Origin of the sequence: Prevotella sp. DNF00663, assembly GCF_001553265.1 — a bacterium.
GTDB lineage: Bacteria > Bacteroidota > Bacteroidia > Bacteroidales > Bacteroidaceae > Prevotella.
Genome location: NZ_KQ960593.1, coordinates 130,999 through 147,752 on the forward strand (window position 1 = coordinate 130,999; position 16,754 = coordinate 147,752).

Genomic DNA, 16,754 nt, shown 5'->3' on the forward strand with positions numbered 1-16,754 from the left:
AAATGATGAATTTAAAAACGATTGTTCCCATGTTGGCTTTCGTGGCCATGCCCGAATTGAGTATGGCACAGAATGCTACGGGACTTAAAGCAGCCAATCTTGACAAGACCGTGCGTCCTGCCGACGATTTCTATGAGTTTGCAACAGGTGGTTGGCAGAAGAATAATCCACTGCCGGCAGCCTATAGTCGTTACGGAAGTTTTGACAAGTTGCAAGAAGATAACAACAAACGTATCAACTCTATCTTGGATGAACTCCTCAAGAAGAAGTTCAAGCAGGGTACTACTGAGCAGAAGTTGAGCGATCTTTATAAGCTGGCTATGGACTCTGCTCGTCGTAACAAAGAGGGCGTTAGTCCTGTGATGCCCCGTATGAAGGAGTTTGAAAGTGCCAAGACTATTGCCGATTTGAAGGCTTTGCAACTCAAGTATGCTACTTTCGGATATGGTGTTCCATTCAGTACATGGTTTGGTGCTGATGACAAAAATGCCAAGATGAATATTCTGAGCATCTATCAGGGTGGTCTTACTTTGGGTCAGAAAGATTATTATGTAGACAACGATGCGGCCACAGCCGATATTCGTGAAGCTTATAAGAAGCACATTGTGCGTATGTTCCAGCTCTTCGGATTCTCTCAGACAGAAGCCGAAAGTCGCCGAGATGCTATCATGCGTTTTGAAACGGCAGTGGCTTTGATATCCAAAAGTAATACAGAACTGCGCGATCCACAGGCTAATTACAATAAGATGACATTAGCCGAGTTCAAGGAAAACTATCCCGGTATCGATTTGGAAGCCATGTCTAAGGCTCGTGGTGTGAAGGCCGACTATATCCAAGAGATGGTTGTAGGACAGCCAGCATTCATGGCCGGCGTCGATAAATTGACCGCAGTGCTCTCTGCCGACGACCTTCGTGCCCTCATGGAGTGGGATCTTATTCAATCGTCAGCTTCTTATTTGAGCGACGAGGTGATTGCTGCCAATTTCGATTTCTTTGGTAAAACCATGCGTGGACGTAAGGTTGATTATCCTCGTTGGAAGAAAGCTACTAATCAAGTAGAGAGTGTTCTGGGCGAGGCGTTGGGCAAAATGTATGCTGAGCGTTACTTCCCGGAATCAAGCAAGAAGCGTATGAAGGAACTTGTTCGCAACTTACAAATCTCTCTCGGACAGCGTATAGATGCACAAACTTGGATGAGCGACACAACAAAGGCTGCTGCTCATGAAAAGTTGGATGCCTTCTATGTGAAGATAGGTTATCCTGATAAGTGGGAAGATATGTCAAGATTGATCATTGATCCGGCTAAGTCTTACTACGAAAATATGATGGCTTGTACCGAATTTTGGAGTGCTCGCCATATCGAAAAGAGAGCCGGCAAACCGGTAGACCGTGACGAATGGGGTATGACTCCGCAGACAGTGAATGCTTATTACAATCCTACGACTAACGAGATTTGCTTCCCGGCTGGTATTTTGCAGTATCCGTTCTTCGATCCTAAGGCCGATGATGCCTTTAATTATGGTGCTATCGGGGTGGTTATCGGTCATGAGATGACTCACGGATTCGATGATCAGGGACGTCAATATGATAAGGATGGTAATATGAAAGACTGGTGGACAGCCAGCGATGCAGCCAATTTCAAGGAGCGTACAGATAAGTATGCCGACTTCTTTAGCAATATTAATGTGTTGCCAGACCTTAAAGGTAACGGTCGATTAACATTGGGTGAGAACCTTGCAGACCACGGAGGCCTTCAGTTAGCTTACTATGCTTACAAGAATGCTACAGCCAAGAAGCCTTTGAAAACTAAAGAAGGATTCACCGCAGATCAACGTTTCTTCATTGCTTATGCCGGTGTATGGGGACAGAATATCACTGAGAAAGAAATTCGTAACCGTGTGAAGAGCGATCCTCACTCACTGGGCGAATGGCGTGTAAATGGTGCTCTTCCTCATATTGATGCTTGGTATAAGGCTTTCGATGTGAAGCAGGGAGATAAGATGTTTATCCCTGAAAGCGAGCGTTTGCAGCTTTGGTAAGATATACCTACTATAATATAGCTCAAGTATGACATGTTCGGGAGTCATCAGGAGTTAGTAGAAGTAAAAGCCTCAAAAAGCCTTGGAGTAAACAGACAAATGTCTATTAACTCCCCTTTGTAACTCCAACGCCTGACAGGCGTTTTACTCCAAATAATGCTGAAGTTGAGCATGATAGCGAAACTTCAACAATATAATAAAACCGACATCCCTTGTTGAGATGCCGGTTTTATTCTTTATATACCGTAAGATTCTTATTCTACAACTTTCAATATAGCGTTGCCAACACAAGCATTAGGCATTTGTATGTGAAGCATCTGGCAGACAGTGGGTGCAATATCGGTGATATAGGTCGGCGTAGAGGTCTGGCCATGTTTCACGTTCCATCCCATGAATACAAGTGGAATGTGGGAATCGTAGGGATTCCATGCACTGTGTGACGTACCGATGTAGTCGGCTGCAACCTTGAAAGGTAGCATGTTAGGACGTTGGATAACTAATAGCTCACCACTTCTACCGCGGCAATAGCCATTAATAGCACGTTCGCGCACAATGGAATTGATAGGAGCTGAGGCAATGTTATCCATATCTACCACATATACAAATTGTGAATCGGCCTTCAAATAGTCTACTGCTGCAGCCTTAACAGCCTTTTCGTCAAGGCCGGCTTTCTTGGTAACATCGTGGTTTAGATACATCGCTGTGGAGTAAATGTCGTTGAAGAGGTCGGCTACACCGAATTTCTGTTGCAGATGATTGTTGAGTGCTGTCATGGTAGCTTTATAATCCCAACCACCAGCAGGAATGTTGTGACTGCGTGATACGTTTGGATTGTGAGCACCGGCATGGTCGGCCGAGAGGAAGAAGAGGTAGTTGCCACGACCAATTTTGCGGTCTAGATAATTGAAAAACTCTGCTAAATCCCTGTCTAAGCGCATATAGACATCGTGGTTTTCCTTGCCACGTGTGCCGTATTTATGCCCGATGATGTCGGTCGATGATACACTTATGCAGAGCATATCGGTCTGTCCACGCATACCCATCTGCTCGTTTTTGATGGTAGCTTCGGCCATTTTGAATGTACTGGTCACTCCATCGGGAATGCCGGTAATGTCTACATCCTTAGCCGGGCGGTTGGCCTTGTTGAACTTTTCTACCCATGCTGGCAGTTGCTTCATATAATAGGTGCTGGTGATATAGCCTCTAGAGCTGTGGTCCCACCAATAAGCGGCATCGGCAGCATGACCGGCTGGGAATATGGAAGCGCGGTCTTTGAGTGCTACGCCTATCACTTTCGACTTGGCATCGGTAGCCATTTTGAGCATGTCTCCGATAGTTGTAGCCCACATATTGCGTGGCGACATCATCCCTTCCTTGCTATTGCTACCCACGGTTTGCACAGTTTTGTCTTCGCAACAATACACTTTTTTATTACCTAGATGGAAGTTGTTGCCGGCAATACCATGAAGAGCAGGCACAGAACCGGTATAGATGGATGTATGGCCAATGGCTGTTACTGTCGGGATATAGTTTATCATAGTGTTTTCGCAACTAAACCCTTCGTTGAGCAAGCGCTTCAATCCGCCCTTACCATATTGGTCGTAATAATAGTAAAGGTAGTCCCACCGCATTTGATCGATAGCAAGTCCCACCACAAGTTTCGGTCGTGCAGGTTGTGCCAACAATAGAAGTGTGGCGCAACATGCTAATAATAAAATAGATAGTCTTTTCATTTGATATTGATTTTTAGAATTACTGATAATCATGATATGTTTACAAAGGAAGTGCAAACGAGCGCAATGAAAATGTATTCTCAGATTGTCGAGTGCAGTCTTTGCTTCTACAAAGATAGTTATATTTTGTTTTTGTCCAATACATAGCTTCTGTTTTTCATATTTTCAATTCTCTATTGAGGTGAAACATTAGCACGGTGCAGTCAAAGATTGTTGCTTCCAGCATATGGTGTTTGCTGTCAATCAAGGCGATGGAGCATCCAATGAGTGGCTCGAACCAGTCTCCCTCTCCTTGCGAGAGGGACGGGGTGAGGTTACTGCAAGGCTACGGCAGGATTGCTGGCAAGTCGAGGCAGTCTTGCTGTTTGGTTTTTGCAGCATCGCTGATGTGCCTCTGCAACGAAGTAATGGATAAGTTACTAAGTAGACTAGTAAATGAGTTTGGATTGTAATATGCGCTTTCAGATGCTGCAATTTTATTTGGTTATATCTATGAATAGCACTATCTTTGCGAGGAGTTTTATAGATTGAAAGGAACATAAATGCCGTTACGATTACCAGACAGACTGCCTGCGATAGAGATATTAAAGCAAGAAAATATCTTTGTGATGGATGAGACGCGTGCGCACAATCAGGAAATCAGACCTCTAAAGATTGTGGTACTCAACTTGATGCCGCTCAAGATAACGACCGAGACCGATTTAGTCAGGTTGCTATCAAACACACCTTTGCAGCTTGAAATCTACTTCATGAAGTTGAAAAGTCATACTCCGAAGAATACGCCGGTGGAACACATGATGATGTTTTATCGCGATTTTGAAGCTCTGTCTCGCGAGAAGTTCGACGGAATGATAATTACCGGAGCTCCCATTGAAACCATGCCTTATGAGGAAGTAGAGTATTGGCCGGAAATAATTCGTATCTTTAATTGGGCTCGTACGCATGTTACGAGTACGCTATACCTATGTTGGGGGGCAATGGCAGGGCTATACCATTTCTACGATGTGCCCAAATATGGGTTGGATAAGAAAATGTTCGGTATCTTCAAACAGAAGACTATAGCACCGCAATTGCCTATCTTTAGAGGCTTCGATGAAGAATTTAACATGCCTCAAAGCAGACATACAGAAGTGCATCGTGAAGATATAGAGAAGCATCCCGAACTGGATATTATCGCGGAATCGGCCGAGAGTGGAGTTAGTGTGGTGATGGCGCGTGGCGGACGGGAATTCTTTATCACCGGACATTTGGAATATGCACCCGACACTTTGGACAAAGAATATAAGCGAGATAAGAATATTCGAGATGATGTAGAGTTACCCCGGAATTATTATCATGATGATAATCCGGCACTAGAGCCTATTGTGAGCTGGCGTGCACATGCCAACTTGTTCTATAACAATTGGATAAATTATTACGTATATCAGGAGACTCCTTATAATATAGACGATATTCGCTGATGGAAAAAATACGTACGTTGGAACTCTTGGCACCTGCTAAGAACTTGGAGTGTGGCTTGGCTGCCATTGCACATGGGGCCGATGCCGTCTATATCGGAGCCACTCACTTCGGTGCGAGGGTTGCTGCCGGCAATGCTATAGACGATATTGCACAATTATGTAGGTATGCCCATCAGTTTGGGGTACGTATTTATGTGACAGTCAACACCATTATTTATGAACAGGAATTAGCCGATACAAAGTCGCTTATCCGCGAATTGGCTCGTATTGGAGTAGATGCTGTCTTGGTGCAAGATATGGGAATGGTAGAGATGTTCCGACAATTACATGAGGAAGAACCCGATTTGAGGTTGCCGGCATTGCATGCCAGTACACAATGTGATACTCGTACGGCCGAGAAGGTGAAGTGGTTGCAGGCTATTGGGTTCGAGCGTGCGGTGCTAGCACGCGAACTTTCGGTGGCCGAAATAGTCTCTATTCATGAACAGAATCCCGATGTAGAGTTGGAAGTCTTTGTACATGGTGCGTTGTGTGTGAGTTATTCGGGTGTTTGTTATGCCTCTCAACATTGTTTTAATCGTAGTGCTAATCGTGGCGAATGTGCACAATTTTGTCGTATGAAGTTTGATTTGGTAGATGCGACAGGTCGTGAGATAGAGCATCAGCGGTATTTGTTGTCGCTTAAAGATATGTGCCAAATCGAGCAACTTGAACCTTTGGCTGAAGCTGGTGCATGCTCGTTTAAGATAGAAGGACGCTTGAAAGATGTGGGATATGTAAAGAATGTGGTCTCTGCCTATAGCAAACGACTCAATCAATTGGTACAGAAATATCCTGAAAAGTATTGTAGGGCGTCAAGAGGTGAGGTGAGTTACAACTTTGAGCCCAACTTACAAAAGACTTTTAATCGTGGTTTTACCAACTATTTCTTGAATGGCCGAAAGTCTGCTATAGCTAGTTTTGATACGCCCAAAGCTATGGGGGAGTTTGTCGGGACGGTGAAAGAAATACGTCATAACAGCTTCAATGTGGCTGGAACGGCCAACTTTGCCAATGGAGACGGATTCTGTTTCATCAATACGAATAGGGAATTGGAAGGTTTCCGAGTAAATCGAGCAGAGGGAAACAGGCTTTACCCGTTGAAGATGCCGACTCATTTAAAGCCCGGAATGCGGTTGTATCGCAACAACGACGTGGTATTTGAGAAGACATTATCGGGACAAACAGCCGAGCGGAAAATCAAAATAAAGATGTCGTTTGGACTTACTGAGAATGGTTTCTCGTTGATGGCCGAAGGTAAAACCGTTACAGTAGACTTCGCACATCAGGAGGCTCAGAAGCCACAACGAGATAATATTATTCGTCAACTATCCAAGTTAGGCAATACACCCTATCTTTGTGATGAGGTGACAGTGGCCGATGGAGTCGATCGTTACTTCTTGCCTTCGAGTGTATTAACTGATATGCGTAGGCAATTGGTAGAACAGTTATCAGTTGCCGAAGTGCCGATTGCTGCAAAAAATAAGAAAAAGCAAGAAGTAGGAATAGGCTCTTTGGCGTGGACACCGGAATATAAGAAGCATTTATATTTATATAATGTGAGCAACCACTTGGCTCAACAATTTTATGAAAAGCAAGGAATGACAAGGGTAGGGAAGGCCTTTGAAGTGGAGCCAAAGTCCAATGCGCTGATCATGCAATGCCGTCATTGCATTCGTTTCTCGCTTGGTTATTGTGTCAAGCATGGCGGACGAAAACCCGAATGGAAAGAACCGCTCAAGTTGGTGTTGGGAGATGGCCGACGGTTTGAGTTGGAGTTTAATTGTAAGGAATGCCAAATGAACATCTATGCAGAATAAATCGGTACATCGAATCATTGCCAGTGTATTACCATTATTATTGATAATGATGGTCTCTTCGTGCTATCATAAGAAGAGAACTAAGCCCGATGCAATGGTACAATACAGTGCGCGACAACTGGATTCGCTCTCTTTTCAGAGCACACACCACTATACCAACAACTATAACTTCGTAGTTAAGAGCGATTCTATCGTCTTGATACAGCAGCAACCTGAAGAGTCTATGTCCGATTTGATGACAGATTCAGTGGTCGTATATAAGCATGACCATTTGGTTGTAGCTGATATTCGGGTGCTGCCGAATGATTCTGTCGACTCGGTATGGGTACAGTTGGCACGTGATCAGAATACGTTTGGATGGATACATGAGTCGAAACTCATGCCAAAGGTGGTGCCCGATGATCCCATTTCACAATTTATCTCCACTTTTTCCGATGTCCATTTGCTCATATTCTTGGTCGTCATCAGTATCATCGGAGTCGTTTATTGGTTGCGGAGGATACTTCGTCAGCGAGCACGTATCGTACATTTGCGTGATATTAATTCGTTTTATCCTACATTGTTGACACTTGTTGTGGCTACAGCTGCGACTCTGTATGCAAGTATTCAACTCTTTGCGCCCGATACATGGAGGCATTTCTATTTCCATCCCACGTTGAATCCATTCTCTGTTCCGCCTATCCTTGGCATCTTTCTTGCTTTGGTTTGGGCCATGTTGATAGTGGGATTGGCTGCTTTTGACGATACTCGTCACCAGTTAAAGTTTGGAGCTGCGCTCACATATCTAAGTGGATTGGCTGCAGTTTGTGCTGCCGATTACATCGTGTTTAGCATTACTACCTTATATTATATAGGCTATCCACTGCTTGTACTATACTTCTATTTCGCCCTCAAATGCTATTTGAAGACGGGATATGTGCGTTATACGTGCGGGAATTGTGGTGCTCTGATGTCGAAGAAAGGGCGCTGTCCGTCTTGTGGAGCGATGAATAATTGATATTATTTTGGCTTTAAGGCTTGCTTAAAGGGTAGTTGTATTGGTCGAAATACTGGAAGTCTTTGTTGTTGTAATGCGCTCCTTCCACATTCACTTGGATAGAAATGTTTGGATTGATGTTGTATTTCACAGCTGCTCCAACTACATCTGCGTCACCGGTAAACATTCCCATGCCGCCCATGGGACCATGATACCAATAGCCGGGATGGTAGAATGAAGAGTAACGATTACCATAATTGTTGGCTATATTCTTCTTTGCATACACCCAAGCTTCCCAATGTTCGTTGAAACGGTAGCCTAATGCAGCATAAAGAGCCCCATCTCTATAGGAGTCGCTACCCCAGTTGATGTTCTGAACATAGCCTCCTGCTGCCAGCCAAAGTTTATTATTCTTGGTCAGCGGAGTCAGGTAAGTTGCACTCAAGCTTTGTGTGAAGCCTCCACGATGGGGTACATTTTTGCCAAAAGTAGCAAAAGCGGAAAGGCCTAATTGGACGTTCAGTCCCTTATGGAGGCCCCACCCATAATAATGATAAGGTGTCATGGCGTATGACATTGGTACAGGCGGCTGCAGCACGGTGGCTGTGGTGTCTGCGGTCTGTTGGGCTTTGCTAATAGTACAAAGTCCAAGTAGGATAGTTACTATGAGTACCTTTCTTTTCATCATGGGCAAAGTTAGACTTTTAGAAAATAAAAACCAAGACCTACAAACAACTTTAGTGATAATTTGCACTTATTTGGAACTAATCATACGACATTTAGATGAAGATGTAAATTATTGTTTTAGAATTGCTTGGATGCAATTCTTTTATTTCCTATATTTGCCAATGAAATTTATAACTAAATCAAAGTGTAGACATGAAAAAGGTTTTATTGTTGATGTGTATGGTGCTGTTTGGCTCCTTGGGCTGTAGCTTTGCGCAAATAACAGGGCGTTTGGAGTTCAGCGCAAAAGATGATTATGAAGACGAGAACATTGTCCCGATGGAGGATAAGGGATTGATGGTACAGTCTTTTGCCAAAGATTCTAAAGATGGGAAGCGATTTTTTAAGATGCAATTTTTCTCTACAGCAATGAAGCCAATCAGCACTGATTCGCTGTTGGTAGATAAGCGTATGTACATCCACTCTAATATATTTGATGCCGGAACTCTCTATACGGTGTTGAGAGAACGTAGTGGTGAATTTGCCATCTTGGCTTTTGATGCTAAAACGCGTAAGGTTAAAATGACTGAAGGTGAGTATGCTAAGAAGGGTACCATGCGTAATATACAGATTGTCGACGGCTATGCGGTGTTCAGTTCTACCGTGAAGAAACTGGAGCGTGTGGGTATTATCGATATGAAGACGGGTGATTGCAAGTATGCCGATATTCACTTTGAGGGAGTAAAAGACAAGAATGTGTTTATCTTGGAGACGCAGGTGATAGATGGAATCGTCTATGCTTTCGTGCGTGCGGAACGCGAAGTGTATCTTTCACGTATCGATATGCAAGGTAAACAGTTGGGTGCTACGCTGCTTACAAAGGATATCGACCAAGAGCTAGTGTCTGCTTCTATCTCGAAAGTCGGTAACAAATACTTTGTTACAGGAACCTATGCTACGAAGAAAGTGGGCTCGCAGGGTATCTATTTCGGTGAGCTGAAGGACTGGAATTTTAGCTTCTTGAAGTTCTATAACTATCTTGATTTGAAGCATTTTGCTGATTATATGAGTGAAAGGGCTCAGAAAAAGATAGAACGAAAGAAAGAGAAGAAAGCTAAAGAGGGTAAGGAATATACGCGGAACTACTTCATGGCATCGCACAAGATTATGAGCGATGGGAAGGATTATTTCTATCTTGGTGAGGCTTATTACCCCACTTATCGAATGGTGATGATTGGTAGGACATGGGTTCGAGAGTTCGATGGCTATGCCTATACGCATGCTATTCTTGTGAAATTCAATCCTCAAGGTGATGTGGTGTGGGATAATAGCTTTGAGATGGCACCTCGTACCAAACCATATTACGTCAAGAGATTTATTTCGACTAGTCTGAGTGATGCCGGAGCTAAGATGCTATTTGCTGATAAGAAACGCATTGTGATGAAGCTGTTTAATAACCAAACCGGTGCGGTAGTCAAAGATCGTACGGAGGAAGTCATCGAAACCGACAATGAAGACGAAAAAGTAAAGAAGGGCAAATATGCTAATTCGAGTCACTGGTATGGCGACAACTTCTTGGTATACGGCACACATGTGGTTAAAAATACGCAGACCGGGGATCGTCGTAAGGTTGTTTACGTGAATAAATACACCATCAAATGAGAACTTGGTATAGATATATAGCTTTCATCATACTGCTTTTAGGAATCTCGATTTCTGCATCTGCCCAAGCCTATGATGGCGATTTGGACAGAAAGATTTCGGCCGGTTATCTCAATGTAGGTGGCCGTTCGGGTGTAGAATTGTGCTATGATTGGGGCATGAGTGATTGGGTATCAGTGGGTATGAAAGGCTCTGTGTTGTTTATAGGAAAGTCTGAATCTGACGACGAACCAGACTTTGTTAATGGTGTTGACCTGTCTTTTCCTGTCGATATACATTGGGACGATGCACTCAAGCTGCCTTCCACAATAGATTTCTATACCGGTGTGGGCATAGGGTCTCGTGTATTTGATGTGCACAGTGGGCTTCGTTATAGTCTCAATGAAACTTTTGGACTGTATGCACAAGCGCAATATAATATACTAAGAACGTTTGAGCGCATAACTGATTTTCCAAGTTTATATACGCGTAAGATACAAGTTTCTTTGGGATTGACTATCAATATAGATTAAGAAGAATAAGGACTGAATGTCCAAAAACAGTGAGGGAGCTATGCCGGATGCTTGGTAGCAAATGGCAAAGCCCCCTCTTTTTGTTTTTATCATTTCTTATATCGTAATCTCGGCTAGGTCGTCTTGTTGCCCCGAATCGTTAATTCGTCAGCTTGTCAGCGCGTCTGTTAATTCTCTGCAGAGCCTTGGCAGCATCGCCGTCTAGCCTTGGCGGCATTGCTGTCAGGCTCTTGCAATGACGCTGCATGGCCTTTGCAACCGACCAAGTGTGAGAAACTATTGTTTCAATTCGCTTGTGAGACGTTCCAATTGGGCTATCAAGTAGTCTAGTTTCAGACCCGAACGGTCGCTCATCATCTGTACATCGGCCTTGGCGGCGATAATCTTTCCGAGCGGCGAACTGAGCATTTTGAACTCCGGTGCAATCTCCGGTAAGCGTTTTTTCAAGCCGGGATACTGTTTCAGCAGGTCTTTGAGTCTGGTCTTGCGAGTGATTTCGTCCACCCCTTCTGTGTCGTCTGCCTCATCTTCCACGGTTTGTGTAGCAGGTTCAGGCGTCTCTCCGGCCCATGTAAGCAGTGTCTGAGAACCCTCGAGCGAGCGTATGTGTGTGCAGTCTTGCATCATCTCTAGCACGCCACGAAACATTCCTTCTTTGTCTCTCACAGCTATGTATATGATGTAGATAAACAAATCGGGCTTGTTAATCCAAAACTCTGCGCGGTCTTGCTCGCCGCTCCGCAACTTGTCTATCACCTCTCTTACGATGTGGGCACTCTTGCGTGGATGGCAATTCATCACTTCCCGGCCTATCACATTCTTACTTCTAGGGAATATGCGGTGGTCGGTGTCCGAGTAGAAACAAACCAATTCGTTCTCGTCGACAAACGATATGTCGATGGGCAAATGCTTATAGATGAGGTTGATTTGGTCGAGTGTGAGCTTTCCGGTAGTCACGTCGAGCTTGTCATTACTCCCCGAATTGTAGCCATATTTGCCCAAGAGTTGCTGTAACTCGGCTGCGAATCCGTCGGCAGCGGCGTGTCTCGGCTCTGCTTTTGCAGTAGGATGTTCCACTTGGAAGAATGCAAACCCAATCTCTTGGTCGCCCTCTTTCATCTCTTCGAACTCTGTTTCGGTAATCAGAGCCTGCGAAGTGGGGTAGAGGATGGCCTCTTCTTTCTCCATCAAGTCGCGACAATGGTCGATGAGCGTGCGCTGCAGTGCGATGAATTTATCCTCGTCTGTTTCGTTAAGGAGCTTCTGTGAGTCGCGTATCTCGTCTCTTACGATATCGTCGAAGTTCCACATGGTGGTTGTAGGGCGTGTGAATCCCTTCTTCTCCAACATCGGGTAGAGCTGGTTTTGTTTACGTTTGTAGTGAATAGGGTACTGCCCTATCCGGTCGTAAAGTTCCAGCCATTGGTTCTTAATCATCGGATATTGAATCAAATCTTCTACAGCCAAGAGTAGTTTGCGCATCTCGTCGTTCTCCCGATAGTAGTGCATGAGCGGATGAGAAGGTGGAAGTTCGGGGCGCGAAGTGTCAAGGATGCCATCTAGTAGTTGCAGTGTCATGCGCATATCCACGCGTACGCATTCGTCATCGTCGGCTTCCATCATGTTCTGTTCTACGAAGGCGATGTGGTAAGGGTGTATTTTACCCACGCGCAAAGCCAGTTCTTTTTTAGCCTCTTCGAGCGATAATGCACCGGTTTCGTATTTCTCCTCGATGTCGAGCAACGCCTTCATCCTTTCTTGTTCAATCTCCGGAAGATGTTCTTTCATTGAATTTGCCATACGGTTATATTCCTTTTTTGACGTTTATGATGTTTGATGATGCAAATATAAGTATAAAGTTGGATAGGAATGAGTAACAAATGTGACTCCGAGGTGTTAAATTTATACAAATGAAGTTTTTCCTAATAAAATTGAATAAGTTTGGTGTATCAGGTGGATTTTGCTATTTTTGCCCAACTAACTAATAAGCATAACAATGATGAAGAAAACAGTGATGGGATTTTTAGCAGCACTTTTACTGATTGGTATGCCGGTGCATGCACAGAATACGACGCAGAAGGAGAACTTTGGTAAGAAGGTTTCAAAGTTCTGGAAGAAAACAAAGACGACAATGGTAAATGCCGGACACGAGTTGGGTGACGCCATAGGATTTGATGATAGAGTGGATAAAGATGCTGATTTGAAGGAAATTGATGGCGTAAAATATATGCCAATCTATACTACCGACCTCTTTGCGAAGGGTAATCCCAGTGATGATAAGACCTTGATAGACTTGTCAACGGCTGCTTTTAAGAAGAAATATCCCAATGCAACAATTGTTAGCGCTGTTGTTCCACAGGTGGAATGGTTGAATACGGCGGTAAAAGAAGGAGGCAAGATAACGGGATATCGCAAGCGTGCTTATTGTTATGTACTGGCTAAGGATGGCACTGATGGCTATATCAATGCACGTTTCTTCTTTATGTCGTACCGTAAAGCAGGTGAAAAATATATTGAGAGTAGCAGTTGGCCTAAGTGGGAACGCACCGATATTGTGCCTGTAAGTGCTTATGAAAAACTAAAATAGAATGAATTTTTTAAGGGCTTTGTTCGGTGGAAAGACCGAAGATAGTGAGGAAGAAAAGAAGCACCAAGAAGAGAAAGATTTCGAGGTGCTGAAGTATGATGGTGTTCGTGCTATGAAGACAGGGAATGCTTCGTATGCCATTCGTTGTTTCGAGCATGCGCTGGAGAGACAGGAAGACTTGGAGATAAGGGATTACCTGTCGCAGACTTTCATGATGGTCAATGAGCCATTACAGGCTTATGAGCAATTGCAAAAGATGGCTGAGAAGGCGCCCGACAACCAAAAGATTCTTTTGAGAATGGCAAATGTGGCCTATATGATGGACGATTATCAGGCTATGGGTGATGCCTGTGAGAAGGCATTGTTGATAGATAATGACAGTGCAGAGGTACATTATCTCTATGGACAGGCTTGTATGGGACAGGGAGATAGCTCAAACGCGGTGGCTATGTTGACCAAGGCTATTGGTCTGAACGATAAATATGGCGATGCTTACTTGCTTCGTGGCGAAATACATTTGAAAGAAGATGCACTCACCGAAGCCGATGAAGACGTGCAATGGTTGCTGGAGCATGTGGCTGAAAATGAAGATGTGTTGCTCTTGAAAGCTAGAATAGAGGCAAAGCGAGAAAATACCGAGGATGCTATTATTTATTATAATAAGGTAATAGGAGTTAATCCTTTCTGTCAAGCAGCATTCCAAGAACGTGCAGGTATGCTTCGATTGGTAGGTAAGATAGCTGAGGCTGAAGCCGACGAACAGCAGGCTCAGGAACTGGCAGTAGCATCGGGAATATCCCAGCAAGCTGATGAAAATGAGCCGGGAACACTTCAACAGAAGATGGAAAATAAATATCGGGCGAACAATCCGTATGGCTTCTAAATATCGAATTGTAGTTTGTGTGCCATATTTTTGAGCATTTTTCTTGGATAGATAAAATTATTATTCTACTTTTGTAGGCAAATATAAACGCAACAGAATAAAGAAATAAAGCATGAATAAGTCTTATGCATCTTTTTATTACTTTTATTTTTACTTTGCAAGAAATTGTGAAGCGGGAAGTTGCGTGTAGATTTTAACTTAAGAAAAAAGACAAACGAAATAACGAAACGGTCCCGCTTATCAGAGTGAGGACCGTTTTTGTTTTACCGGAATAAACTTATCCGGAGTATAGAGAAAACCAGATATGAAGAGAATAGCAATACAAGGAGAGCGTGGTTCGTTTCATGACATTGCCGCACATCAATACTTTGAAGGCGAACAGATACAATTAATATGTTGTGGAACGTTTGAAGAAGTGTTTGAAAACATTCGTCGTGACCCTACTGTTATTGGTATGTTGGCTATCGAAAATACCATTGCCGGCAGTTTGCTACATAATTATGAACTTCTTCGTAACTCAGGTGTGACGGTTGTTGGTGAGCATAAGCTGCACATAGAACATGCTATATGTTGTTTGCCTGACGACGATTGGAGCAGCATAACAGAGGTTCATTCCCACCCGGTTGCCCTTGCTCAGTGTCGACAATTCCTTGCTAATCATCCTGAAATGAAAGCTGTTGAGGCGGAAGATACCGCAGGCTCGGCCGAATATATAGCCAAGCATCAAGTCCATGGATGGGCTGCTATCTGTTCAACGTATGCTGCCAAGCTGTACGGAATGCGTATCTTACAAGAAGATATTCACGATAATAAGCACAACTATACGCGCTTTTTGGTTGTGAGTACGCCACAGAAGGCTGATTTCCTACGCTCTTTGGAGAAGTCGAACAAGTCGAACTTGGTATTCTCTCTGCCTCATGAAGAAGGTAGTCTGAGTAAGATACTGACGATATTGAGTTTCTATAACATCAATCTTACGAAGATACAGTCGTTGCCAATTATCGGTCATGAGTGGGAATATTTGTTCTATATAGACCTCACATTCAACAATTTGACACGATACCGACAGTCGATAGATGCCATAACTCCCTTGGTAAAAGAACTCACCGTGCTGGGAGAATATTGTGAAAGTTAGGAGTTAAGAGTGAGTAGTGAGAAGTTTTATGTGATAAAAGAATAAAAATATAGAGACAATGATACAACCGGCAGATAGATTAAACGAAGTACAAGAATACTATTTCAGTCGTAAACTGAAAGAAGTTGCAAAGATGAATGTCAATGGTGAGGATGTTATCAGTTTGGCAATCGGTTCTCCCGACATGCCACCATCGAAGCAAACGGTGGATAAACTGATAGAGGTAGCACAACAACCATCGGCACATGGTTATCAACCTACGGTGGGAATACCGGAGCTACGCAACGCTATGGCTGCCTTTTATCGCAAATGGTATCATGTAGAATTAGACCCGGCAACCGAGATTCAGCCTTTGATAGGTAGTAAAGAAGGGATACTTCATACCACGTTGGCGTTTGTCAATCCGGGTGATTCGGTGCTCGTTCCCGATCCGGGATACCCCACTTATACCTCATTGAGCAAACTGTTGGGTGCCAACGTCAGCAATTATAATCTGCGAGAAGATAATGGTTGGCAGCCCGACTTTAATGAGTTGGAGCAGATGAACCTTGAAAGTGTTAAGTTGATGTGGGTGAATTATCCGCACATGCCGACAGGTGGAAATGCTCGTCGGGAAACTTTTGAGCGTTTGGTCGCTTTTGCTAAGAAGCATAATATCGTCATTGTGAACGACAATCCTTATTCTTTTATATTGAATGAGGGTGAGAAGTTGTCCATACTTCAGGTTCCCGGAGCAAAGGATTGTTGCATAGAATTCAACTCTATGAGTAAAAGTTTCAACATGCCGGGGTGGCGTGTAGGGCTCTGTGCAAGCAATTCTACGTTCATCAATTGGATACTTAAGGTGAAAAGCAATATCGATAGCGGCACCTTTCGAGGCATTCAAATGGCGGCAGCCGAGGCTTATCAGACTAACGATGAGGCTTGGCATCAAGAATATAATATAGATGTTTACCGTCGCCGTCGCCATATTGCCGAGCAAATCATGACCACGTTAGGTTGTGAGTTCGATTCTCAACAGGTGGGAATGTTTCTTTGGGGCAAGATACCTGAGACGTATCAGGATGTCGAAGAACTCACTGAAAGAGTACTACATGAGGCAAAGGTGTTTATCACTCCGGGCTTTATCTTTGGCAACAACGGTAAACGTTATATTCGAATCAGCCTTTGTGCGAAGGACGAAAAGATACAGGAAGCATTGGAAAGAATCCAAAGAATATCATTATCAACAACGAATTAAAA

Annotated in this window: 13 protein-coding genes; 10 read left to right on the forward strand and 3 right to left on the reverse strand. The window is 43.7% G+C overall.

Going from position 1 to position 16,754, the window contains the following annotated elements; genetic code table 11:
• The first annotated feature begins 5 nt into the window (after window positions 1-5).
• Window positions 6-2,039: a M13 family metallopeptidase gene (locus HMPREF3034_RS01820; RefSeq protein ID WP_062432731.1), complete on the forward strand. Its 2,034-nt coding sequence runs from the start codon at window positions 6-8 to the stop codon at window positions 2,037-2,039.
• 254 nt (window positions 2,040-2,293) lie between these two features.
• Here HMPREF3034_RS01820 and HMPREF3034_RS01825 read toward each other — a convergent pair whose 3' ends face one another.
• A complete protein-coding gene (locus tag HMPREF3034_RS01825) occupies window positions 2,294-3,772 on the reverse strand; it encodes an alkaline phosphatase family protein (protein WP_036895981.1) in 1,479 nt (492 codons plus the stop codon).
• A 542-nt stretch (window positions 3,773-4,314) separates the two neighbouring features.
• On the opposite strand from HMPREF3034_RS01825, the gene metA reads away from it, so the two are divergent.
• From metA to HMPREF3034_RS01845, 3 genes are read left to right on the forward strand one after another with little or no spacing between them, the layout of a single operon-like run.
• Window positions 4,315-5,232: a homoserine O-acetyltransferase MetA gene (metA, locus tag HMPREF3034_RS01835; protein ID WP_036895803.1), complete on the forward strand. Its 918-nt coding sequence runs from the start codon at window positions 4,315-4,317 to the stop codon at window positions 5,230-5,232.
• A gap of 8 nt (window positions 5,233-5,240) precedes the next feature.
• Window positions 5,241-7,091 carry a peptidase U32 family protein gene (locus tag HMPREF3034_RS01840; RefSeq protein ID WP_036895980.1) on the forward strand — a complete coding sequence of 617 codons (1,851 nt, stop codon included), beginning with the start codon at window positions 5,241-5,243 and terminating at the stop codon, window positions 7,089-7,091.
• Entirely contained in the window at window positions 7,081-8,088 is a 1,008-nt protein-coding gene (locus HMPREF3034_RS01845; protein ID WP_036895801.1) for a hypothetical protein, read from the forward strand. Before HMPREF3034_RS01840 ends, HMPREF3034_RS01845 begins: the two co-directional genes overlap by 11 nt.
• Before the next feature lie 13 nt (window positions 8,089-8,101).
• Here the strand turns inward: HMPREF3034_RS01845 and HMPREF3034_RS01850 are convergent, their stop codons facing one another.
• The gene (locus HMPREF3034_RS01850) at window positions 8,102-8,755 is read right to left on the reverse strand and encodes a hypothetical protein (protein ID WP_052052700.1); all 654 of its coding nucleotides are present in this window, start codon (window positions 8,753-8,755) and stop codon (window positions 8,102-8,104) included.
• A gap of 191 nt (window positions 8,756-8,946) precedes the next feature.
• Between HMPREF3034_RS01850 and HMPREF3034_RS01855 the strand changes: the two genes are divergently transcribed.
• Complete coding sequence (locus HMPREF3034_RS01855; protein WP_197421713.1) at window positions 8,947-10,395, forward strand: hypothetical protein; 1,449 nt, start codon at window positions 8,947-8,949, stop codon at window positions 10,393-10,395.
• Window positions 10,392-10,907, forward strand: a complete 516-nt coding sequence (locus tag HMPREF3034_RS01860) for a DUF6646 family protein (protein ID WP_036895794.1) — start codon at window positions 10,392-10,394, stop codon at window positions 10,905-10,907. Before HMPREF3034_RS01855 ends, HMPREF3034_RS01860 begins: the two co-directional genes overlap by 4 nt.
• Before the next feature lie 276 nt (window positions 10,908-11,183).
• On the opposite strand, the gene HMPREF3034_RS01865 is transcribed toward HMPREF3034_RS01860, so the two are convergent.
• Window positions 11,184-12,707 carry a DUF438 domain-containing protein gene (locus HMPREF3034_RS01865; protein WP_062432681.1) on the reverse strand — a complete coding sequence of 508 codons (1,524 nt, stop codon included), beginning with the start codon at window positions 12,705-12,707 and terminating at the stop codon, window positions 11,184-11,186.
• Window positions 12,708-12,903: 196 nt separating this feature from the next.
• Here HMPREF3034_RS01865 and HMPREF3034_RS01870 point away from each other — a divergent pair, with 196 nt between their 5' ends.
• From HMPREF3034_RS01870 to HMPREF3034_RS01885, 4 genes are all read left to right on the forward strand, one after another.
• Window positions 12,904-13,494, forward strand: coding sequence for a Tat pathway signal sequence (locus tag HMPREF3034_RS01870; protein WP_231725584.1), 591 nt, complete (start codon window positions 12,904-12,906; stop codon window positions 13,492-13,494).
• A gap of 1 nt (window position 13,495) precedes the next feature.
• Complete coding sequence (locus HMPREF3034_RS01875) at window positions 13,496-14,377, forward strand: tetratricopeptide repeat protein (protein ID WP_062432684.1); 882 nt, start codon at window positions 13,496-13,498, stop codon at window positions 14,375-14,377.
• 304 nt (window positions 14,378-14,681) lie between these two features.
• Window positions 14,682-15,512 carry a prephenate dehydratase gene (locus HMPREF3034_RS01880; RefSeq protein ID WP_036895789.1) on the forward strand — a complete coding sequence of 277 codons (831 nt, stop codon included), beginning with the start codon at window positions 14,682-14,684 and terminating at the stop codon, window positions 15,510-15,512.
• Window positions 15,513-15,570: 58 nt separating this feature from the next.
• The gene (locus HMPREF3034_RS01885) at window positions 15,571-16,752 is read left to right on the forward strand and encodes a pyridoxal phosphate-dependent aminotransferase (RefSeq protein WP_062432687.1); all 1,182 of its coding nucleotides are present in this window, start codon (window positions 15,571-15,573) and stop codon (window positions 16,750-16,752) included.
• Window positions 16,753-16,754: the final 2 nt, after the last annotated feature.